Source organism: Sphingobacterium sp. JUb56 (genome assembly GCF_014191365.1).
Classification (GTDB): Bacteria; Bacteroidota; Bacteroidia; order Sphingobacteriales; family Sphingobacteriaceae; genus Sphingobacterium; species Sphingobacterium anhuiense.
In genome coordinates, this window is record NZ_JACHWL010000001.1 from 3078767 (window position 1) to 3100171 (window position 21405).

A 21405-nucleotide genomic window follows, 5' to 3' on the forward strand; every position below is an offset into this window, starting at 1 on the left:
TTATAAATACATTGATTTAATTTTTCAGAAGGCATTGGCATTCTGATTTTACCACACCACATTATTGCTGGGTGATCGCCCGAGTGCATAAATTTGCATCCCGAGCATGACACCTTTTTTATTAATGAAAGTGGTGTGGTGGATTTTTTAGCCATTTTTAGGCGTAAGTTTTCTAGTTAAATTGTAATCCCTTTCACATTCTACATCAGTAATGTGGCTATACCGAGTCTCCTCTAAACCTCCAGCATTTAGATAATTTGTTACACGATAAATTCCGTATTCATGTCTAAAAATCGCCCCTAATGGAAGTAATATCTCTTGTTTTTCAACAAGGCTAGATCCTCCATTATCACCTAAATGATAATCCCAAGTTCTATTTCTCATTACGCTACTCTTAATTTCTCGTCTTGAGGTGAAACAATAAGGTTAATGGTTTGCGCTGCAGTATCTGGAATTACGGATACAGATTCTCGGTTATCAAGGAATACGGGTGCAGTTACACCATAATGGGCGGATAGCGTATTGATAATATCAATTCCTACCAAGATCTTACCAGCAGTATTAAGGTCAGAGAATGGCACACCATTATAAGTCGTTTGACAAGTAGGCTCTTCACCACCATTGATCAACTTTGAGAATAACTTGAATTTTGCATACTTGAACATTCCATTAACGCGATTCTCCAATTCCTCAGATTTTGCCTTCTCGTATTTTTCAGCGGCGAATTCTTGTTTCTCCAGAGAAGCGAGTTCCTGAGACATGGTTTTCTCCTGATCTTTCAACTCTTTAATACGTACATCAGCTTTAGCAATTTGATCTGCAGTGTTTAGTTTTAGTTTATACGAATTCAGATCTGCATTGATCACTCCTTTTTTCAATCTAAGATCATACAGATCTACTGGAGTAGTTTCTAATTGTCCGGTCAATTCCGTAATCTTTGCTGTTTTAGTAGCAATTGAATCATCTTCCATTACGCGATCTTCATAAGATTTAACAACAACCTTATTAGATTCAGCATTTGAGATCTTTATCTTTAGATCGGTAATTGACCCTTTCAAAGTCTCAATCGATGATGAAATTGCACTTTTCGTTGTCTCAAAGTTTTCATTAGCCTGAAGTATATCTTCGTCACGTTTTGCCAAATCAGCATTTAACCCAGCACCTTGAACATTCAACACTTTCAGTTCATTGACTTTGATCTCGTTGAATTTAGTACGGATTTCTTCAACATTATGCGATTCATGCTCACGTCCACACTCTTTACACATTGTTTCATTAGGATCCAGAGTACGAGCATTTACGGATGTGAAAAGAATGCGTAGGCTTGCAATACGATCGTTGATATCAGTCTTATCACGTTCAATACGTGCCAATTGATCAGTATGAGAACTTTGCAATTGATTCAATTGATTTTCTTGCAAACGCAATTGCGATTCTAATTGAGATAATCTTGCTTTATCTTCATTTGCACCCGAATTAGCCGTTGATAACTCTGAATTATATGCAGAGCGATGTGCTGATTCTATATTTTGGATCTCGAGCTTTAGAGCATGAATCTCCTTTTGAACGGATTGAATACGAATGTTTTCTGATTCATTAGCTGCGTTCTTATCTTCGATAGCCTGATCCAAAGCATCATATTCGGTTTGTAGTTCCGCTATGCGAGCGTTAATTTCCTCCTCATTAACTGGTTCAGGTTTACCGCGTTCTGCTTCATCGATACGACCAGGTATCTCAATTAATTGTTCTTTCAGCTTTTTCTTCTCACCTGAGACCTTTGCTTTGAACTCTTTCAAAGTTTTACCATCCAAAGAATTAAGCAGTTCCTGCAACTCAGGATATTTTCCAGTCAAGAAGCTATCAGTGATCTCACCTGAAATCTCAGACAACACGGCTCTTTGATCCTGCCATTTTTGAGAATTGAAATAAAGCGGATTAGTAATCAGTTTAAATACATTCTCGGGCATTAGATCATTCACCTTAGACTGAAACTCACCTGCCTGTAAAGGAACATCATTCCAAAAGTATAAATGTTCATTTCCAGAGAATTCAGCAACCTCCTCACCTCTTTTCTTAGTCCATTTTTCTTTTTGGATGTGGCGGATATAAATGTCTTGACCATCTACCTCAAGAACCGCGGAAACTTCATTTTCAGTTCGATCTTTAGTTATTCCGACTTCATCTAAAGGTTTTACATTAAAATCTTTACGATCAGTTGAATCTTTTCCGAAGAGCATCCAAGTAAAAGCATCGAAGATGGTAGTTTTTCCAGATGCATTGGCACCATAAATGTTGGTGATGAAATTGAAATCAACTGTAAGTTTCTTAACTCCTTTGAAGTTGATTAATGTTAGAGTTTTGATTAGGATATTCATTGTTTTATGATTTATGATAATAGATTTAATAATTGTTCAAGCTTTTGGTCGTTATCAACCTTTGGAAGTTCGATGTAGTTACCTTTAGTCGTTACTTCTACTTTTTCAAGATTCGAGATCTCGATGACAACATTTCCTTTTTGGATTCTGTGATCGACAAAGAGTTCATCTTCGTCCTCCCATTCGCTCCTCTCAAATCCCAGAGCTAAAAGTTTTTCGTTTGTTAGCATTCTTTGTCTAGATTGATTTTAACACCTTTGTCCTTGAAATATTGAGTATTTATATACTGAGCAACGGTACCGGATGAAGACAAAGCCTGGATCTCCACACGATCGATTTGCCAAGATTTACCGATCTCACCTCTGGGAGTAATAAGCCCATCTTTAATCCAGTTGTCAACTTTACCCCTTCCGTATAAGCGATATGCCTCTGATTTATTCATATAAGGCTTAATTGCTCCTGTATCAGCTAATGCTTGTGTCGCTCCTAGCTTTGCAGCATCTGTAAGCATGTTTCTTAATTCGTAATCAAATACCGATCTCATAATGACTCCTTTGTTACTTGAATAATCCCCATTTCCCTATTTACAACCGTAGGGAACTTAAAATTCGGAGAAGCAGACTTCATCTTTCTGCTTGCTGCCTCCTGAACCGCTCGTGTATGTGATATATCAAAATGAAGCGTTTCACCTATTTTCATTTCAGAAATCAATCCAGCAACTGTCGGCTGAGGTTCTATTTTTATGATTTTCATGATTTTATTAGTCCTTTTTGGTAAGCGAAAATTGATAGTTCTGCTTTGTTCTTTAAGCCTGTTTTGATTCGAATATTTTGCAGATGAGTAGACACTGTATCTGGGGAAATATTCAATTCAGATGCAATGATCTTATCTGGCTGTTTAACTATCTTCAAAACTTCAATTTCCGATTTCGTTAATATTCCATTTATAACTTTGATTGAGCAACACAACTTGCCCTCATACTTACATGTGCCTCTTAATTCGCATTCAACATATTCCGTATGGTTAACTTCACCTTTATCTGTGAAATCAGGTTTATCATCAAGTCCACCAAATCGACAAAGGATATATCTGTAAGTCCAATCTTCACGTATTAAATTTTCCCAACTTGACAATGACCATAATGCGTCTGGCTGGTTTAGCATATCGTTCTCTACCCACTCTAGTACTTTTGGAGGTAGATCTGGCCAAGTGTGAATTTTAAAATTGTGAACGCAATAAAGTCTTGATTTCACACTGAAAAACTCAGCTCCTTTGTCAATCATTCCTGCGTATATTCTGTTATTATGCATAATGGTACTATTATACTATTGTGGTAAATGACTGTTAATTGTATCTTTGTTTTGTTCGTATGGTACAAATGTAATAGATTTATTTTCTATCAACAATAGATAATAGATTTATTTTCTATTATAAATTACAAATGACTGATAATCAGAGTGAAAAAATAAGTTCGATACAATCTAGAATTAGAGAGTTCACTAGAATAAAAGGAATTGATGTTAAGACATTTGAGAGAAATTCCGGTCTAAGTAATGGCTTTGTTTCAAAGATTGGTGACAGTATAAGAGAAGCTTCTTTTAAGAAGATTCTTGCTTCTTACCCGACATTAAACAAAAATTGGGTAATAACAGGTGTGGGATCAATAGAGAATGAATCTACTAATATTGAAACTGATACATCAAAAAAAACTAATAGGGTTCCTTTTTATGATGGTGATGTTACTGCATCTATAGTTGGAAGCTTTTCAGATATCAAAGAAGATCCCTCATTTTGGGTAGATTTCAAGCCTTTTAATGATTGTGACGCTTTATTTCGGGTTTATGGAGATAGTATGTATCCAAAATATGGGAGTGGAGAGATCGTAGCCGTTAAGCAGGTATTCAATATTGAATCAATATTGTGGGGTGAAGCGTACTTGATTATTTCTAACTCTGAATATGATAATTTAAGAACTATTAAAACGGTTCACCCTTATGATAAAGATGAGTCTAAAATAATACTAAGAGCATCTAATCCGAATTTCAAGGGCGATACTATAGTTAAAAAGAATGCAATAATAGGAATGTTTTTAGTGAAGGGAAAAACGAGAATTGACCATTATTAATGATGCCTATAGTATGGCCAACATCTCATTTAGAAGAAAAGGTTCTTAATATAATAAAAAAGCACCTTGAATTAGACCTGGGTAAATATGAAGGAATTATTGATGGTGGTATACATTTAAAGTACAAACCTAAAAATATTCGATTAAAAGTAATTGAACTCAATTGTACAAATTATAATGCGGCAACTTCATTAAGTCAAATAAGGTTCTTCTTCGTAAACATTAATTATCAAGATGAAGATCAAGAATTAGTTGAAGAAGTGACAGAATATATTTACAACATAATGGACCATTCCGTGATTAGAAATCTATTTTTCGAATCTAATCGCAAAGAAGTAAGTAAAATTTCACCTTACCTATGGCTTGGAAATAACTATTTTGAAATCACAAATAACACCTTATATAAAAAGAAAAAACAAAATGACAGAGTTGAATAACGAACAAGATGTAAATGAACTAGAAGTTCAGGTTGGAAAACGTTTTAAAGAATTCCGGTTGACATACAATATTAAGCAGACTGATATCGAGGTAATGCAAAAGCAAAATATTTCAAGGATCGAACAAGGTCGCCGTTTACCAAGTCATGAATTGATGGTATATATGCATACAAAATTCAATATGGATCTTAACTGGCTACTTACCGGTGAAAAGCTTTCAACAAGAAATATTGCTAAACCTGAAAAGATTAATAAATCTAGGGTTACTGACTAATCCTTTAATAAATTTAGCACCCCATTTTGAACATCGTCTATAATGGACCAATCTTTAGCGATGTAGGTATCAGTAATTGTATTTGATGAGTGGTTAAGTGCAGCGGCCACATCATCTTTACTAAAACGGCATTCATTCCGAGCCAATGAAGCAAAAGAATGCCTAGCAGAATAATAACTTAGATTTTCAATCCCCAATGTTTTCCCAATTGAAATAAAGGAATCGCTTAGTCGATTATTTAAAGATTTAACTGATTTATATCTTCTTTGCAAAAAGCCTGCATATTTAACCACTAAATTTCTAGCCTCAGAAGGAATATTGATAGAGATAAAGGCACTGTCATTTCTACTTCCGGATGTTTTCACTCGATTATAATTTAATCTGATAGCATTTTCATCTGTTAGGCTTTTCATCAAATCGACAGAATTGACACCACATAGATAAAAGGATAACATAAACAAGTCTCTTGAAATGATATCAGCTTCAGCTTTTAATTCCACATCTCTAATTGCCTTTATTTGCTCGATGGATAAATTCCTATTCCTTGTTTTCTTTGGAACCACCTTTACAAGTTTTCTGAATGGATTATTTGGAATCCTGATCTCCCCAGTATCTTCATCATTATACCGGTCCCTCATTAAATTAAAGATAACCTGGATATCTGTAATAATATTCAAAACTGTTCTATTCGATCGCGCACCTCTGGCGACTGCATCTCTTCTGATTGGTGTTTTCAGAAAATCTTGAAAATCTGATAAGAATTTAGATTTTATATCTAGAGGCGACAAAGCACTACCACCAACAAACTCCTTTAATCTTGCAACAGATGATTTGCGTTTAATTATGGTATTCACACGACCAAGATGTTTTTCTGCATATTCATCAAAGAAATTAAAGAAGTCCATAGTCTCCCCCTTTTGGGTTATAACCGTCTTGAGTTGATCAGCGCTCATCCTGTCAGCTCGGATTCCAAGTGAATTAATTATTTCCCTAAGTCTATTTAGTTCAACACTTAGATACCTGTCAATAAATATCTTTTTTAATCGTAACTTTGTATCCAAGTCTTCTTTTGTAGCAACGATCGAAGTATCAACATAAACGGATCTTCCTTTCTGTGAAATTCTAATTTTCACACTCCAGGTGTTATTCTGTTTTTTATGATGCTTTAAAATGGTTGCCGATATAGAAGCCATAGAGATTGTAAATGTTGTTGTAAATTATTTGTGAACTATATTTTTACAAAGTAAACAAATAAATCTGCTTTTCTTAGCACAAGGTTTTAAAAAACTAAAAAGAATAGCATCATAACATATTTATAATCAACTTATTAAATAGTAAAATATTAAAAAAAATAGATTTTAATGATTAATGTATCCAATCTTTCTCTTCGCTACGGTAAACGCGTATTGTTCGAAGATGTCAATCTAAAATTCACGCCTGGTAACTGTTACGGTATTATTGGTGCCAATGGAGCTGGAAAATCGACTTTCTTGAAAATTGTTTCTGGAGAAATTGATCCTTCTACAGGTTCTGTTGCTTTTACACCTGGCGATAGAATGTCGGTATTAAGCCAAGATCACTATGCTTTTGACGAATTTACAGTTTTGGAAACCGTAATGATGGGTAATCATGAGCTATACAAAATCATGAAAGAGAAAGATGCGATCTATATGAAAGAAGATTTCTCTGATGCTGACGGTGAACGCGCTGGTGAATTAGAAAGCTTATTTGCTGAAATGGACGGCTGGAATGCTGAATCAAATGCCGCAACACTCTTAAGTAGTTTAGGTATTAAAGAAGAATTCCATTATAAATTAGTTTCAGAAATTGACGGTAATCAAAAAGTACGTGTCTTATTGGCGCAGGCTTTATTTGGTAAACCAGATATTTTGATTCTCGATGAGCCTACCAACGATCTTGATATTAATACAATTGCATGGTTAGAAGATTTCTTAGCATCTTATGAAGCTATCGTATTAGTTGTATCCCATGATCGTCACTTCTTAGATGCTGTATGTACGCATACAGTAGATATTGATTTTGGTAAAATGACGATCTATACCGGTAACTACTCTTTCTGGTACGAGTCTTCTCAATTAGCGTTGAAACAACGTACTGATCAGAATAAGAAAACTGAAGATAAGGTTAAAGAATTGCAGGAATTTATTCGTCGCTTCTCGGCCAATGCATCAAAATCAAAACAAGCAACCTCACGTAAGAAAGCTTTAGATAAGATCAACATTGATGAAATTAAGCCTTCTAACCGTAAATATCCTGCGATCATGTTTAATACCATGAACAGAGAACCAGGAGATCAAACTTTACAGGTAGAAGGATTGAGCAAAACAGTTAACGGAGAAGTTTTCTTCAAAGACATCACCTTCATGATTAATAAAGGTGATAAAATTGCTGTCTTAGGAGCCAATTCACTGATTACTTCTGCATTCTATGATATCCTTACAGGACGTGACAAAGATTTTAAAGGAGATATTAAATGGGGTATTACGATCACTCCTGCAGATATGCCAATGGATAATTCACCTTTCTTCGAAGGTAGAACAGAAAATCTGGTTGATTGGCTAAGAGATTACACAACAAACCCTGATGCTGATGAGCAATTTATTCGCGGTTTCTTAGGTAAGATGTTGTTCTCTGGAGAAGAAGTCTTGAAAAAATGTTCAGTACTTTCCGGAGGTGAGAAGATGCGCTGTATGTTCTCCAGAATGATGCTTCAAGGTGCAAACTTCTTAATCTTTGATGAGCCAACGAATCACTTGGACTTAGAATCCATTACTGCTTTGAACAACGGTATGGTAGATTTTAAAGGTTCCATGTTATTCACTTCTCGTGACCACGAATTAACTGAAACGGTAGCAAACCGTATTATTGAATTAACGCCAAAAGGTATTATCGACAAGTTGATGACTTACGATGAGTATATTAATAGTGAAGTTGTACAAGCACAGCGTGCTGAAATGTATAAATAAGAATTATTATCTATAAAAAAGAGAGGCCTTGATTATAACAATCAAGGCCTCTCTTTTTTCATAATCTATATTAATTTGAATAAACTCCAAAATCCGCTAAATGTGAATAGAAGAAATTACCCCACGAACTTGTTGACTCTATTTTTAGATACTGTGTATTTAGTACCGATGTAAAATCTACATTGATCCAACTTCCTGACACTTGTATCAATTGAGCTGTTTTTACCAACGACCAGCTAGTACCATTTGTACTTGAGTAAATATTAATATCCTTCATCGCCCCGTTTAGGTTATCCCGATTTCTAAAAGCGACTCCTTTTACAGATCTCAAAGCCCCCATATTCACAGAAAAATAATGCGGCTGTGGCGTTTGAGCTGACGACCAAGGCGTATGCCATATTGTACTTCTATTTTTATCTAAAACGTTGCTTGCAGGCGCACCATTTTCTTGACTATCAGCTGCTATGATTGACCAGCCTGTTGTCGGTAACAAGTTATGAACAACAACTTTAGACAAATCAGGAAGATTATTGACAAAACTATATAAGTAACTATAAGTCGACCGGCTACCGTTCTCATGCATAAAACCAATACGAAGCTGATAGTCTCCAGTTAAATCGTAAAAATCTGCCAATGGGCACTCAAATCTAAAGCTGTCAACGCCAATTACTTTAGTCGACCATTGCACAGCATCATAATCCTGATTACCACCATATGGACTTCTATCATGCCAAATCACGACATCTTTCACTGGCTTAGTCGCTGTAAACTTACCTGAAACAATAATTTTATTACTAGCTACAGAAGCTGATAATGATGTAATATCTACAGAGGCTGCTTGGTACCAATCTGTACGTGTTACCGTACTGAATACTTGACTATTATTAAATGTTGCTGTAGTAGCTTGTGTCAGCGAAGTTGTAGAGATGCCATAAGTCGAATTACCACTTCCCATCAATGCCGTACCTAAAGTAGGAGCCAATGTTTTATTCATGCGGTTATGGCTAGCGTTAAGACCATGACCTAGCTCATGAATCATTCCTCCAATCCATACTGTTGCTTTCCACCCGATATCGCCACCTATTCCTAAATTTTTAGCGTCTAAATTCACATAGTCCAGCGCATAACATGTGGTACCCGTTCCATAAAATGGCGGACCTCCTGGATTCGCCGGATCACTATTGTAAGTAGGAATGACAATCAGATTATGCTCGCTTTTCTTTGCAGAAGGATTTAAAGCATAGTAAGCATCCACTTCCGATTTCACTGCGCCACTCCCCCCCTCATAAGGATAAGTTGCTTTTCCAAAATTACCTGGAATGTAGATAATGTTAATTAAAGAATCGTTGATCAGATCCAAACCAAAAGATTTACGACCAAAACCTTCGCGGTCCATATTCGAAGCAAACATTTCCTGCGCATCGAGTAATATCTTACTCAGGCGCTTTCTGAAATTTGGTATAGAATCCAAATCATTCGGCACAAAGTAAACAACATTTAATTTGTAGGGATTGTTGCGCCATTCATTAGTCAGATTAAGCGCTTGCTTTTTGCCTAGACCGGATTCATCCTTGTCATAATTACTCAAATCCTGTGTAATGTCTTTACAAGAGAATACAGTAAGTAGCACTATACTACAGAGTACGTAAAAAGATTTATTCTTCATATTTTATGTTATAATGGTGTTAACCTAATTTATAAAAGACAAATCATTTTAAAAAAAATTATTTAAAAAATATAATATTTTACTTAACGCAAACGATTGTTTTTCGCAATCAACTAAACTATTTGTAACAAAAGCATAGTGAAAACTATTTCACAACCAAAATATTAATTACTATTAAAGAAAAATTACAAGCACATTGATCAGTGATGAGGTCATAAAACTGATTTTCTTTTAGTGAGTGTGGCTTAAAATTCATTTAGGCAAGTAAACACAGAATAGATTTAAATTTCTAATAGAGGTGCTCAAAACCTGAATCATTAATAGCTAGATTTTTTTTTATTCCCCCCTCCTACTTACATCTAAAAAAATTATTGTGATTCTTTTTATCTTCTTATACAGCGGAAAGATATTAATGATATAATCAAACGAAAATAATTACTGCAGGTAGCTTGTATACGAAAAAAATCACAAATTTTTAACAGATCATGATTGACTATTCTATATTGATTTTTTTTAAAAAAACCTTTCTAAACGTAACTTAAAACAACATTCATATTAAATTATAAGCACTCAATTACAGATAGTTAAAAACTAATAATTACTATTATTTAAAAATAAATGCTGTAATGTGAAAACTAAAAAATATATTTGTCTACCAAATCGATAGATTTAATATTAAATATGAAAAGAACATTACTAAATTTTATTATCATCGCGATTATTGGGGTGGCCAAAACTACTCCATCTTTTGCTCAAGGGTCCAATATTATTGAACTCACCGGTCATATTATTGACCAGAACACAAAAGAACCTTTGCCCGGAATTACCATTACAATTCAAGGAACTGTAAACGGAACATCAACGAATAACAAAGGTGATTTTAAACTCAACACAAAGGCAAAATATCCTTTTACATTAAAAGTATCAGGAGTTGGTTTTGAAACAAAAACTTACGAAGTAACAGGTCCAGAATCCAATTTAAATTTAGCATTATTGACGCAAACAATTCTCGGAAAAGAAGTGGTAGTCACGGCATCACGTACACAGGAAAGTATCTTAAAATCTCCTGTTTCAATTGAAAAATTAGATATCAGAGCTATTAGAGAATCTCCTGCCCCTAGTTTTTATGATGCACTTGAAAATGTTAAGGGTGTTCAAATGACCACTTCAAGCATTACTTTCAAAATTCCTAATACCAGAGGTTTCAATATTCCTAATAACTTTAGATTTGTTCAGTTGGCTGATGGTGTAGATATGCAAGCGGCGACATTAGGTGTTCCATTAGGTAATGCCATAGGTCCCACAGAATTGGATATTGCAAGTATAGAAATAACTCCTGGCGCTTCTTCCGCTCTTTATGGTATGAATGCCATTAATGGGATGGCTAATCTATTGACAAAAAATCCGTTTTTATACGAAGGATTAAGCGTTTACTCCAAAAATGGGCTAAATCATACCGGCGGTACTGGTCGAGAATTGAGTAATTTGACAGAGAATGCCGTCCGTTTTGCCAAATCTTTCAATAATAAATTTGCATTTAAAGTCAATCTTAGCTATTTAAGAGGAACTGACTGGTTGTCTAATTCTTATCAGGATCAAAATCCAAACACATTAAACACAGCAAACCCTGGCTTCCCAGAACTTTCGGGTAGTAACAACCCAGCCTACGATGGCTGGAATATTTATGGTGACGAAAATAATAATGCTGTGACCCTTTCGGGTTTGAACATTAATGGTAAAGCAAACCAATCTCTAATTGTGAGACGTACAGGTTACAAAGAGGAAGATCTTTCAAAGCCTACAGTTGAAAATTTAAAATTTGATGCCGCATTACATTATCGCCTTACTGAAAATGCGGAATTATCTTATAGCTACCGATTTGGTCAAATGGATGGCGTCTTTCAAAGAGGAAATAAAATTCAATTGGATAATGTAAAGGTTCAAAATCATAAATTAGAATTAAAAGGAAATGACTATTCTATAAAAACCTACCTTTCTACTGAAAACACGGGTGACTCCTACAATATTAAACCTTTGGCAGACAATTTAGACCTGACTCATTTATCTAATAATGCATGGCGAGATCTTTATAAAAACTCATTGCAAACACAGTTAAATGAAGGAATATCTTTAACAGATGCTTTAAGAAATGCTAGAATAGTAGCTGACAAAGGTCGTGTAGAACCTGGTACAAAAGATTTTGATGAACTAAAGAATACCATTACTAAAATCAATAATTGGGATCATTTGAATGCAGGCGTTAAAACCGGTACTGCAACAGGTGGTGCTCAATTGAAACAAATGAGCAGAACTTACCACGTTAATGCACAATGGGATTTAAGCCGACACATCAATATTTTCAACTTATTAATAGGGGGTGATGCGACCATTTATGAAGTAGTTCCTGACGGAAACAACTTTGTGGATTTTAAAAGACCTATAGCAGACAGGAGTCAGCCTTTGTCAAATGGTTCTTTTGGTGAAAATGTCTATTACAAAAAAGTTGGGGGTTTTGGACAGATTACAAAATCTCTTCTGGATGAGAAATTAAAACTTTTTGGATCATTACGGGTTGATTATAATCCTGAATTCTCAGCTAAAATTAATCCTAGGATTGCAGCAGTATATACCCTAAAAGAAAAACATAACCTTAGAGCATCTTTTCAAAATGGATATCGCTTTCCTGCTCTATTTGAAGCACTATCATTTGTCAATAACGGAAATGTACGTCGCGTAGGAGGCTTGTCCTATATCAATGAAGGACTTGGATACTTAGATAATTCATATACCCTTCAATCCGTAAATAGTTTTAATGCAGCGGTAAACAAAGATGTCGCAACTGGATTGACAGCTAATGATGCGGCACTTAAAAACCGGGGACTTTTAGCTGTTACAAATTTAAAGGCAACAGAGCCAGAAAGTATCAAGTCTTTCGAAATTGGCTATAAAGCGGTATTGTTTCAAAACAAATTAGCTATTGACTGGGATCTTTACAGCAATGTCTATAATGGATTTTTAGGTCAGGTAGAAGTCGCCGTCCCATCTACAGATAAGATCACAACAGATGCATCTGTTATTGATATGTTAGCTAGTAATAGATCCAAACAAACCCGTTACCGTGTTTATACGAATGCCAAAAACAGTTATAACAATTATGGAAGTTCTCTTGGCATTACTTATAACTTCAGTGGTAACTATACAGTATCCGGCAATATTAACTACAGTGATATTACTAAAAATAAAGAATCTGATTTATTTGTTACCGGATTCAATACTCCTAAGTGGGCATCTAATCTATCTTTCGGAAATAGACAGATTCTGCCAAATGTAGGTTTTAATCTTGTTTGGAAATGGCAGGATGCATTTGACTGGGAAAGCCCGCTTGTGAATGCCCGTGTCTCCGCTTATAATAATATTGATGCACAGGTTAGTTACAAGATGCCTAAAACAACTATTAAACTTGGTGGAAGTAATATATTAAACAATCATTATATACAATATGCAGGTGGACCGACACTTGGCGCTTTATACTATATGGCTATAACTTTTGATAACATCTTAACGAAATAATATTCCCTCCCCCCTTCTATTATAATTGGTTTAATCCTCCTCATTTCTCGATGACGGAGGATTTTTTTAAACTTTATTTTAAATAAAGCCCAAAATACCATACCCATGCTATTAAAATAAGCTGCATCGGAAGTCTTTGTGCATATAAATAATTCATCCCCGGCCCCGTATAATCGGCTTTAAAAATATTGATCATCTTTCTCGAAGAATTAACATTTGCAATGAAAACGACAACAAAAAAGATAATGAGCAATATTGCAGTGGTTGCTCTTAATGAAGGTATCATTAATCCGATTCCAGCGGCAATTTCGAGTACTCCCGTTAAGTATACTAAAAATAATTTTGCAGGAATAAAATCTGGCATCATCATCACCATACCTTTTTGAAATCTAAAATGCGACAAACCAGTGAAAATGATAAAAACAGTCATACCAAGATTACCTGCAAATAAAAAATCCCAAAAACCGTAGACTAATTTTGTGCCTATCAGGGCAAGAAAAAAAGCTGTAAAAAGAATAAGTAATAATTTCATAAGTCGATCATTAGTTTGTCCTAATCTAAATCTTGTTTTAAGTTTACAAGTGCATCACTTGAGAAACAAATAAATTAACGATTTGTTACAATCAAAATGATCTGGTAGATTCAGTTCTTTTCATTAGCACTATTTTTCAGATAAACTTTTACCTGCTTTTTACATTAATCCGAAATCAGGCACAAAAAAAAACAGCCGTATGTATATTTACGGCTGTTTCTATTCTTTTACGTTTTTAGCTTATTTAGTGTAAGCTTGATGTATCCACTTTGTTCTTACCTTGTTTGATCATCAGCACGAATGGTACACAGGCTATGAATAATATTCCGATGTATAAAAACACATCCATATAAGATAAAACAGTAGCCTGCTTCATGACTGAACCTTCTAATAATTGATAAGCTTTTCCTAAGGCTTCATTCGGGGTAAATCCTTTAGCTATAAAACTAGCCTGCATCTGATTGATACGTTGCTGTACCTCAAAATCAGTTGGATCTAAATTAGCTAATAAATTAACCCGATGGCTTTGACTAAAGCGAGAAATAAATGTCGTAATCAAAGCAATACCAAATGAACCACCCAATTGACGCATCATTCCCGTAAAAGCCGCCCCTTCACCAATACTTTTACCCGATAAGGTCGACAATGATAAAGTCATTACTGGCACGAACAATAGACCTAAACCCACACCTCTAAATATTAAAGGCCAAAACATGTGTTCCGCTCCCGTATCATTTGTCAGACGGCTGTACATCACAAATGAAAAACCAAAGAATACACATAAACCTATCGCGACCATATATTTCTGAGGAACCCCATTCTGAATCATCTTACCAATAAAAGGCATCATGAAACCAGTCATCAGAGAACTCGGAATAAGCAGTAAACCTGCATCTGTTGCTGTCCATCCCAAAATAGACTGGGTGTAAATCGGAATAACAAATGTCGAACCGAACAAGCCGAAACCGAGTATAAAGCTCATCACGACACCAACCTGTAGATTTTTATCCTTTAAAACCCGCAAATTAACAATCGGCCGATCATAGGTCAGCTCTCTCCAGACGAAAAACAGTAATCCTAAAACTGATGTAACCGATAGGATAACAATTGTACTATTGGAGAACCAATCATCCTGCTGTCCATGTTCCAGTACAAATTGTAAAGAACCAATAAACATAATCAAGAAAACCACACCCCACCAATCCACATCTTTAGCAGCCTGTTTTTCACCATATTTAGGACTCTTAACAAATGTAAGCGTCAAAAGAACAGCAATAATACCTAAAGGAACATTGATATAAAAAATATAAGGCCAAGAGAAATGATCTACGATATAACCACCTAGAGGAGGACCTAGCGTTGGCCCAACAATAACCCCCATTCCGTAGATGGCCTGCGCCATACTTCTCTTTGCCGGAGGATAACTTTCGGTAATAATAGTTTGAGCAGTAACTAATAATGCTCCACCACCCATTCCCTGTATAAATCTAAAAAATACCAGTTCCCAAATATTGGTTGAATTGCCACATAAAAACGAAGCAACCGTAAAAATAATAATAGAGGCTGCAAAATAATTTCTGCGCCCAAACTGTTGCGATAGCCAACTTGTCATGGGGATCACGATCACATTTGCGATTGCATATGCTGTAATGACCCAAGCGATATCCGTTAACGTCGCACCCAATGTTCCTTTCATATCATTGAGAGCAACATTGACGATGGTGGTATCCACAATCTCCAATAAAGCACAAAGAACTGCTATAATGGTGATGATGACACGCCGATACCCATATTCAATGAGACTATCCTGATCAAGTGTAGCTGTCATAATCTTATTTTAAGTGAACGTCAACGTCAGCGTTCATTCCTGGACGCAATAAAGCAATATGATCAGCTGTGTTAGCTTTCGTTAATAATATCTTCACAGGAAGACGCTGTACTGTTTTCACAAAGTTACCAGTAGCATTATCCGGAGGAAGTAAAGAAAATTTAGAACCTGTTGCCGGTGAAAATGAATTCACTTCACCTTCAAATTCGATATTTGGATACGCATCAACAGTAACTGCTACCTTTTGTCCAATTCGAATATCATTCATCTGTGTTTCTTTGAAATTAGCAACAACCCAAGTCTCATGATTATCAACAATGTAAAATAATGCTGTTCCAGGATTAACCATCTGTCCAGGTCTTATTTTTACATTAGAAATCTGACCGTCTGCAGAAGCAGTAACTACTGTATACGAAAGATTCAATTTAGCAGCGTCAACAGCTGCTTTAGCACGTTCAATGTTAGCTTGTGCTACTGCTGTTTGTTTACTTGCAACATTTGTTTTACTCAGCACAGCCTGACGTTGTGAATTTGATGCATTTCGTTGTTGTTTTAGAATCTCAACTTGTTTCTCTGCCTCTAACTTAGTTGTTAAAGCTTGTTCATATTGCTGTTTCGTAATTGAATGGTTATTATAAAGATTCGAATAACGATTGAAATCATTTTGAGCTTGTTCTGCACGAATTTGCGCAACATCAATACTTCCAATATTAGAACGAACCGTCGCATCAGAAATCGCTACATTAGCAGAAGTGGCATTCACATCAGCTTTCGATACTTCAAAAGATCCCTCTGCGCCCAACAAAGCAGCTTCAGCTTCTTTTACCTTTATCAGATAATCCTGTGTATCAATCGTAAATAATGTATCTCCCTTTTTAACAATATCATTATCCTTTACATACACTTGTGCAATATAACCACCTACTTTAGGAATGATCGGGTTCATATTTTTATCAACCTGTGCATCATCTGTTGTTTCATGCGACTGACTGTGGATGTATTTATAACCACCATACCCTCCTCCAACTAAGATAAGAGCAATAAGAATGAAGACAAATTTCTTATTTGATGGTTTCTTTTCTTCTTGATTTTCCATTGATATTTATAATTATTTTGTTGTTAATTGACCATTTACTAAAAGTAAATCATAATATTTCTCTACAGTATTAGCTTTAGAAATCGCTAAGTTAATTTTTGATTGCAACTGTTGTACATCAGCTTCTAATAAATCATCTGTATCCGCCACACCATTATCATATTTATCCTTTACAATACGATAATTTTCATTCGCCTGATTTACTGCCTCTGTATACAATTGATTTTGAGAAATCGTCAAGTGATAATTTTCATTCGCCTGTTGTACCTGAACTTTAATTTTGTCGTTCATAATAACTACATTTTCATCCACTTGGCTTACTTGATTACGGGCGATATTGACATTCTTCTTATTTTTATAAAGTGATCCAATATCATAAGAAACTCCTACACCAACATTCACGGCATTTTTCACTGTTACCAAATTATGTACGTCCAGTGCAGCATAACCACCCGTTAATGCTATTTTGGGCAATGCATTAGATTTCTCAATATTGACCTTATTCAAAGCAATATCATGTTGTGCCTGTAAGGCCTTCAATTCATTCCTATTGGCCAACGCGGTTTGAACATCAGAGAAATCTCCTGCTATAGGTGCCTCATCCAGATTGATCGCAGAAACTTGAGTAGCCTCATCTAGTTTTAAAAAATTAACCAACTGATAATTTAAAACATTAGCATTTTTTTTTGCTTCCTGAAGAGAAACCTTATAATTAGACAATTGCAATTCAGCTTTTAAAAGATCATTTCGTGGAATGATCCCATTCGCCTCCATAGCTTTAAAATCTGTCACACGTTGCTCAGATCTTTTAATATTTTCTTCCATTAAAAGTGCAGTCTGTTGCGCTTTATACAAATTGATATACAAGCTAATACCTTGTTCAGCCAATTGATCTTTTAACGCTAAAGCTGAGAACTCCTCCATCTTCACAGCATTGCCAGCTGCTGCGATACTGTTTTTAATTTTTCCACCTGTATAGATGGGCATACTTACAGAAGCCTGTCCTAGCATTAACTGATTAGCTTTAATATCCATCGGATCTGAAGATGATGATACAGGTATCCGAAGTTTAACATCCGGAGAAGTCATTGCTAAATATTGTCCGCTCAACTTAGCGTCAGGAAGTAAACTATTCTTTGAAGCATCCAACTCCAATTTTCTTCCTTTAATTTTTGTTTCTGAAGCTTTTGCTTCCAAACTTTGTGTCTGAGCAAGACGGATTACTTCTTGCAAAGTGAGGGGATCACCCTGTTGCGCAAATGCAACCCCCTGTAGACAGAAAAGTAAGAGTGCCAACTTCCCTATTTTAATATTCATATGTTAATAAAGCTTTAATCGTTCTTTGTAAGTGGGTTACTAAAGTTGACTCCATATATTGACTATACTCCTCATCAGTAGTAAGATTTAATTCTGATTTTAGAAAAGATCTGTTCATCTGAAAATTCATGAACGTCCCCATCATTGTGGCATGTATCAAGATTGGATCATTACCTGATCGAAACTCGCCTGCATCTACTCCTTTTTGAAGAATACTTGAAATGACATTTAAATTGTGCTTTTTTAAATTTTTATAGGAATCGGAAAGCATCAACCTTTTTTTCACTCCGGCTTCTATTGCCAAAATATGATAGATCGCCAGACTAGAATTCATATATTTAATATAAGATTTTACCATCTCGTCAAGGATATCCATCACAGGAATAGTCAATTGTAAAATACTCTCATCCATCTTGAATTTTTCAACCCTGTAGGTAAAAAGATCATCTAGCAATTTATCCTTAGAACCAAAATAATAATTGATCATAGCGACATTGACCTGGGCTTCATGTGCTATATCACGTACAGATGTACCATCAAATCCACTTGTAGCAAAAAGCTTTTCTGCGACATGCAATATTTCTAATTGTTTTTCACTGAATTCCATTATTGGGATTTTAAAAACCGTGTGCAAATTTAAACAAGCGTTTAATTTAAACAAGCGTTTAATTTAAAATTTACAAAAAGATAACATTAATTCGATATCACTGTAAATAAGATAAATAACATTGGTTTACGTTAGGTTTTCCATAAAAAAAACCTCACTCAAACAAATGAGAAAGGTTTCTTTATAAAAATATTGAGAATATTTTAATCGTAATTTCTTGTAAAATTGCTAATTAAGTATTGTAAAAATCAATTCTGTCAGGATATCTTTAGTACTCGTATTACCTCCTACATTCATTCCTTTTGATTTTAAATCTGCATCTTTTAATGCTTCGATGATCGTAAATGTTTTTCTTCTATTGTAGTTACGTGCTGCAAGTTCATATTCTTTCATAAAAAAAGGATGAACACCCAGCTCTTTAGCTGCTGTGCTTTTATCAATGATATAATGATATTTTAAAATCTTGGTGAAATATCCAGCTATAGTACCTAGAACTAACACTAAAGGATTACTTTTTGGATTTGCGGCAAAATAATCTATAATCTGATATGCTTTAAATGCGTTGCGCTTCGCTAAAGCAGTATTCAGTTCAAAAACATTAAAATCTTTTGAAATACCAATATTTTGTTCAATATCTGCCACAACAATTTCTCTTTCCTTTGGTACATTGAGCATCAGTTTATTCAGCTCATTGACAATTTTAGAAAGTTCTGTACCTAAATATTCTGACAGTAGGGCAGCTGCTTGAGGATGAATATTCCATCCCTGTTCTTTAATATAAGAAATAACCCATGCGGCTACTTTATCGTCATAAAGTTTGTTTGATTCTACGACAAGGCCTTTTTTTTCAATGGCTTTGTATAATTTTTTACGCTTGTCAAACTTGCCATATTTATAATCAAACACCAAAACCGTACTCACTGTACATTGCTCTACATATTTGAGAAGCAATTCGTCATCCTTCCATTTCAGATCCTGAGCCTCTTTAATAATAATCAGTTGGTGATCACTCATCATTGGATAACGCTTGGCAGCATTCACAATTGTCGAGAAATCAGTATCCTTTCCGTAAAGTACAGTTTGATCAAAACCTTTCTGAGCATCATTAAGAACCGTATGCTCTAATGCATCACTTATGACATCTATAAAATAGCTTTCCTCACCGTGCAACAAATAGACCGGTTGAAATTTACGTTTTTTAATGTCTGTTAAAATAGGACTGATATTCATGATGCCACTAAATTACAACTAAAATGACGAACCGTAAAATTTGAATAACGGAATCCTACATCACTTCTATTTTGAATAATTCAAAAATTAGTATCTTTGTCCTATGTTTAACCCAATTCCGTTAAATTTACCGCCATATCCAGCGAAATTGACAAAAGAGAATGAAACCATTTTCATTTTTGACGATTTACGAAAGAAGAAACTTGTTTTAACTCCGGAAGAATGGGTTCGCCAACATTGGGTACACTTTCTCCATATCAACAAAAAGTATCCTAAATCCTTAATGAAGATAGAAGGTGGCTTACGACTGAATGACCTTCAAAAACGAAGTGATTTACTCATATATAATAATCAAGGAGAAAAAATAGTACTAGCTGAATTTAAGGCACCACATATAAAAATTACACAGGCGACCTTCGAACAGATCGCTAATTACAATTCTATTCATAAAATTCCGTTACTCTTAGTAAGCAATGGATTACAGCATTACTACTGTAAAATTGATTTTGAAAACAAATCATTTGCCTTTATAAAAGAGCTACCGAGTTATGATCAACTTTAAGAGAATTGTAACTCATGTGTAAAACAAATGGCGTATAGTATTTATTATTTAAAATATAGTTTTATATTAGTCTTATAAATTTGAATCACAAAGAATATGAATATAGATAAAAACGAATTCAGAAAATATGCAATCAAGCATCACAGAATTGGAAGTCAACATGTTGATGGATTTATTGCACGTGCGCAAGTAAACACACCTACGAACTTGACTCCATACATCGTAGAAGAGCGTCAATTAAACGTTGCTCAAATGGATGTATTTTCACGTTTAATGATGGATCGTATTATTTTCTTAGGTGATGGTATCAACGATCAGGTAGCAAATATCATTCAGGCACAATTGTTGTTTTTACAATCAACAGATTCCCAAAGAGATATTCAAATCTACATCAATTCACCAGGTGGTAGTGTTTATGCAGGATTAGGTATTTATGACACGATGCAATATATCGCACCAGATGTTGCTACAATCTGTACAGGTATCGCAGCTTCTATGGGTGCTGTATTATTGGTTGCTGGAGCAAAAGGTAAACGTGCTGCATTGAGACATTCACGTGTCATGATCCACCAACCTTCCGGCGGTGCTCAAGGTGTTGCTTCAGATATGGAAATCAATCTTCGTGAGATGATGAAATTGAAAGAGGAACTTTACACTATTATTGCTGACCACTCAGGACAAACTTACGAATGGGTAGAAAAATCTTCTGACCGTGATTACTGGATGAAGGCTTCCGAAGCAAAAGACTTTGGAATGATTGACGAGATTTTACTTCCTAAAAAGGAGATTATTAAATAAT

Annotated in this window: 21 protein-coding genes; 7 read left to right on the plus strand and 14 right to left on the minus strand. The window is 35.0% G+C overall.

Features of this window, described 5'->3' with window-relative positions:
• Positions 1–147 precede the first annotated feature (147 nt).
• The 6 genes from FHR29_RS13220 to FHR29_RS13245 are packed head-to-tail and all read right to left on the minus strand — an operon-like array spanning position 148 to position 3685.
• Positions 148–384, minus strand: coding sequence for a hypothetical protein (locus FHR29_RS13220; protein WP_183915239.1), 237 nt, complete (start codon positions 382–384; stop codon positions 148–150).
• Positions 384–2375: an AAA family ATPase gene (locus tag FHR29_RS13225; RefSeq protein ID WP_183915241.1), complete on the minus strand. Its 1992-nt coding sequence runs from the start codon at positions 2373–2375 to the stop codon at positions 384–386. Before FHR29_RS13225 ends, FHR29_RS13220 begins: the two co-directional genes overlap by 1 nt.
• 11 nt (positions 2376–2386) lie before the next feature.
• A complete protein-coding gene (locus FHR29_RS13230; protein WP_183915243.1) occupies positions 2387–2605 on the minus strand; it encodes a hypothetical protein in 219 nt (72 codons plus the stop codon).
• Positions 2599–2919 (minus strand): hypothetical protein, encoded by a 321-nt coding sequence (locus FHR29_RS13235; protein ID WP_183915245.1) that lies wholly within the window; start codon positions 2917–2919, stop codon positions 2599–2601. The genes FHR29_RS13230 and FHR29_RS13235 overlap by 7 nt, the downstream gene beginning before the upstream one ends.
• Positions 2916–3128 carry a hypothetical protein gene (locus tag FHR29_RS13240; protein WP_183915247.1) on the minus strand — a complete coding sequence of 71 codons (213 nt, stop codon included), beginning with the start codon at positions 3126–3128 and terminating at the stop codon, positions 2916–2918. Before FHR29_RS13240 ends, FHR29_RS13235 begins: the two co-directional genes overlap by 4 nt.
• Positions 3125–3685 (minus strand): response regulator transcription factor, encoded by a 561-nt coding sequence (locus FHR29_RS13245; RefSeq protein WP_183915249.1) that lies wholly within the window; start codon positions 3683–3685, stop codon positions 3125–3127. Before FHR29_RS13245 ends, FHR29_RS13240 begins: the two co-directional genes overlap by 4 nt.
• Positions 3686–3816: 131 nt before the next feature.
• Between FHR29_RS13245 and FHR29_RS13250 the strand changes: the two genes are divergently transcribed.
• From FHR29_RS13250 to FHR29_RS13260, 3 genes are read left to right on the plus strand one after another with little or no spacing between them, the layout of a single operon-like run.
• Positions 3817–4500, plus strand: a complete 684-nt coding sequence (locus FHR29_RS13250; RefSeq protein ID WP_183915251.1) for a S24 family peptidase — start codon at positions 3817–3819, stop codon at positions 4498–4500.
• The gene (locus FHR29_RS13255) at positions 4500–4937 is read left to right on the plus strand and encodes a hypothetical protein (protein ID WP_183915253.1); all 438 of its coding nucleotides are present in this window, start codon (positions 4500–4502) and stop codon (positions 4935–4937) included. The genes FHR29_RS13250 and FHR29_RS13255 overlap by 1 nt, the downstream gene beginning before the upstream one ends.
• Complete coding sequence (locus FHR29_RS13260) at positions 4921–5211, plus strand: helix-turn-helix domain-containing protein (RefSeq protein ID WP_183915256.1); 291 nt, start codon at positions 4921–4923, stop codon at positions 5209–5211. Before FHR29_RS13255 ends, FHR29_RS13260 begins: the two co-directional genes overlap by 17 nt.
• On the opposite strand, the gene FHR29_RS13265 is transcribed toward FHR29_RS13260, so the two are convergent.
• Positions 5208–6344: a phage integrase SAM-like domain-containing protein gene (locus FHR29_RS13265; protein WP_183915258.1), complete on the minus strand. Its 1137-nt coding sequence runs from the start codon at positions 6342–6344 to the stop codon at positions 5208–5210. The two genes, FHR29_RS13260 and FHR29_RS13265, sit on opposite strands and share 4 nt — an antisense overlap.
• Before the next feature lie 228 nt (positions 6345–6572).
• Between FHR29_RS13265 and FHR29_RS13270 the strand changes: the two genes are divergently transcribed.
• Complete coding sequence (locus tag FHR29_RS13270; protein WP_132773672.1) at positions 6573–8198, plus strand: ABC-F family ATP-binding cassette domain-containing protein; 1626 nt, start codon at positions 6573–6575, stop codon at positions 8196–8198.
• Positions 8199–8268: 70 nt separating this feature from the next.
• Here the strand turns inward: FHR29_RS13270 and FHR29_RS13275 are convergent, their stop codons facing one another.
• Complete coding sequence (locus FHR29_RS13275; RefSeq protein WP_183915260.1) at positions 8269–9864, minus strand: discoidin domain-containing protein; 1596 nt, start codon at positions 9862–9864, stop codon at positions 8269–8271.
• A 681-nt stretch (positions 9865–10545) separates the two neighbouring features.
• Here FHR29_RS13275 and FHR29_RS13280 point away from each other — a divergent pair.
• Entirely contained in the window at positions 10546–13434 is a 2889-nt protein-coding gene (locus tag FHR29_RS13280) for a TonB-dependent receptor (protein WP_183915262.1), read from the plus strand.
• 73 nt (positions 13435–13507) lie between these two features.
• On the opposite strand, the gene FHR29_RS13285 is transcribed toward FHR29_RS13280, so the two are convergent.
• The 6 genes from FHR29_RS13285 to holA all read right to left on the minus strand — a co-directional run bounded on the left by FHR29_RS13285 (position 13508) and on the right by holA (position 20044).
• A complete protein-coding gene (locus FHR29_RS13285) occupies positions 13508–13966 on the minus strand; it encodes a membrane protein (protein ID WP_021188461.1) in 459 nt (152 codons plus the stop codon).
• A 244-nt stretch (positions 13967–14210) separates the two neighbouring features.
• Entirely contained in the window at positions 14211–15794 is a 1584-nt protein-coding gene (locus tag FHR29_RS13290; RefSeq protein WP_021188462.1) for an MDR family MFS transporter, read from the minus strand.
• 4 nt (positions 15795–15798) lie between these two features.
• A complete protein-coding gene (locus FHR29_RS13295) occupies positions 15799–16890 on the minus strand; it encodes an HlyD family secretion protein (protein ID WP_183915263.1) in 1092 nt (363 codons plus the stop codon).
• A 12-nt stretch (positions 16891–16902) separates the two neighbouring features.
• Positions 16903–18207, minus strand: coding sequence for a TolC family protein (locus tag FHR29_RS13300; RefSeq protein WP_168125836.1), 1305 nt, complete (start codon positions 18205–18207; stop codon positions 16903–16905).
• Positions 18197–18814, minus strand: a complete 618-nt coding sequence (locus FHR29_RS13305; RefSeq protein ID WP_132773680.1) for a TetR family transcriptional regulator — start codon at positions 18812–18814, stop codon at positions 18197–18199. Before FHR29_RS13305 ends, FHR29_RS13300 begins: the two co-directional genes overlap by 11 nt.
• A gap of 228 nt (positions 18815–19042) precedes the next feature.
• A complete protein-coding gene (gene holA, locus FHR29_RS13310; RefSeq protein WP_168125835.1) occupies positions 19043–20044 on the minus strand; it encodes a DNA polymerase III subunit delta in 1002 nt (333 codons plus the stop codon).
• Positions 20045–20147: 103 nt separating this feature from the next.
• Here holA and FHR29_RS13315 point away from each other — a divergent pair, with 103 nt between their 5' ends.
• Complete coding sequence (locus tag FHR29_RS13315; RefSeq protein ID WP_132773684.1) at positions 20148–20606, plus strand: type I restriction enzyme HsdR N-terminal domain-containing protein; 459 nt, start codon at positions 20148–20150, stop codon at positions 20604–20606.
• A 96-nt stretch (positions 20607–20702) separates the two neighbouring features.
• On the plus strand, positions 20703–21404 hold the full coding sequence (clpP, locus tag FHR29_RS13320) for an ATP-dependent Clp endopeptidase proteolytic subunit ClpP (RefSeq protein WP_132773685.1): 702 nt from the start codon (positions 20703–20705) through the stop codon (positions 21402–21404).
• Position 21405: the final 1 nt, after the last annotated feature.

What these genes read in the sequence shown, in the direction of transcription:
- FHR29_RS13260 (WP_183915256.1), top strand. Translation starts at nt 4,921, where the DNA reads ATGACAGAGTTGAATAACGAACAAGATGTAAATGAACTAGAAGTTCAG.
- FHR29_RS13280 (WP_183915262.1), top strand. Translation starts at nt 10,546, where the DNA reads ATGAAAAGAACATTACTAAATTTTATTATCATCGCGATTATTGGGGTG.
- FHR29_RS13225 (WP_183915241.1), bottom strand. Translation starts at nt 2,375, where the DNA reads ATGAATATCCTAATCAAAACTCTAACATTAATCAACTTCAAAGGAGTT.
- holA (WP_168125835.1), bottom strand. Translation starts at nt 20,044, where the DNA reads ATGAATATCAGTCCTATTTTAACAGACATTAAAAAACGTAAATTTCAA.
- FHR29_RS13295 (WP_183915263.1), bottom strand. Translation starts at nt 16,890, where the DNA reads ATGGAAAATCAAGAAGAAAAGAAACCATCAAATAAGAAATTTGTCTTC.
- FHR29_RS13250 (WP_183915251.1), top strand. Translation starts at nt 3,817, where the DNA reads ATGACTGATAATCAGAGTGAAAAAATAAGTTCGATACAATCTAGAATT.
- FHR29_RS13290 (WP_021188462.1), bottom strand. Translation starts at nt 15,794, where the DNA reads ATGACAGCTACACTTGATCAGGATAGTCTCATTGAATATGGGTATCGG.
- FHR29_RS13245 (WP_183915249.1), bottom strand. Translation starts at nt 3,685, where the DNA reads ATGCATAATAACAGAATATACGCAGGAATGATTGACAAAGGAGCTGAG.
- FHR29_RS13270 (WP_132773672.1), top strand. Translation starts at nt 6,573, where the DNA reads ATGATTAATGTATCCAATCTTTCTCTTCGCTACGGTAAACGCGTATTG.
- FHR29_RS13235 (WP_183915245.1), bottom strand. Translation starts at nt 2,919, where the DNA reads ATGAGATCGGTATTTGATTACGAATTAAGAAACATGCTTACAGATGCT.
- FHR29_RS13220 (WP_183915239.1), bottom strand. Translation starts at nt 384, where the DNA reads ATGAGAAATAGAACTTGGGATTATCATTTAGGTGATAATGGAGGATCT.
- FHR29_RS13285 (WP_021188461.1), bottom strand. Translation starts at nt 13,966, where the DNA reads ATGAAATTATTACTTATTCTTTTTACAGCTTTTTTTCTTGCCCTGATA.
- clpP (WP_132773685.1), top strand. Translation starts at nt 20,703, where the DNA reads ATGAATATAGATAAAAACGAATTCAGAAAATATGCAATCAAGCATCAC.
- FHR29_RS13315 (WP_132773684.1), top strand. Translation starts at nt 20,148, where the DNA reads ATGTTTAACCCAATTCCGTTAAATTTACCGCCATATCCAGCGAAATTG.
- FHR29_RS13305 (WP_132773680.1), bottom strand. Translation starts at nt 18,814, where the DNA reads ATGGAATTCAGTGAAAAACAATTAGAAATATTGCATGTCGCAGAAAAG.
- FHR29_RS13230 (WP_183915243.1), bottom strand. Translation starts at nt 2,605, where the DNA reads ATGCTAACAAACGAAAAACTTTTAGCTCTGGGATTTGAGAGGAGCGAA.
- FHR29_RS13240 (WP_183915247.1), bottom strand. Translation starts at nt 3,128, where the DNA reads ATGAAAATCATAAAAATAGAACCTCAGCCGACAGTTGCTGGATTGATT.
- FHR29_RS13300 (WP_168125836.1), bottom strand. Translation starts at nt 18,207, where the DNA reads ATGAATATTAAAATAGGGAAGTTGGCACTCTTACTTTTCTGTCTACAG.
- FHR29_RS13255 (WP_183915253.1), top strand. Translation starts at nt 4,500, where the DNA reads ATGATGCCTATAGTATGGCCAACATCTCATTTAGAAGAAAAGGTTCTT.
- FHR29_RS13275 (WP_183915260.1), bottom strand. Translation starts at nt 9,864, where the DNA reads ATGAAGAATAAATCTTTTTACGTACTCTGTAGTATAGTGCTACTTACT.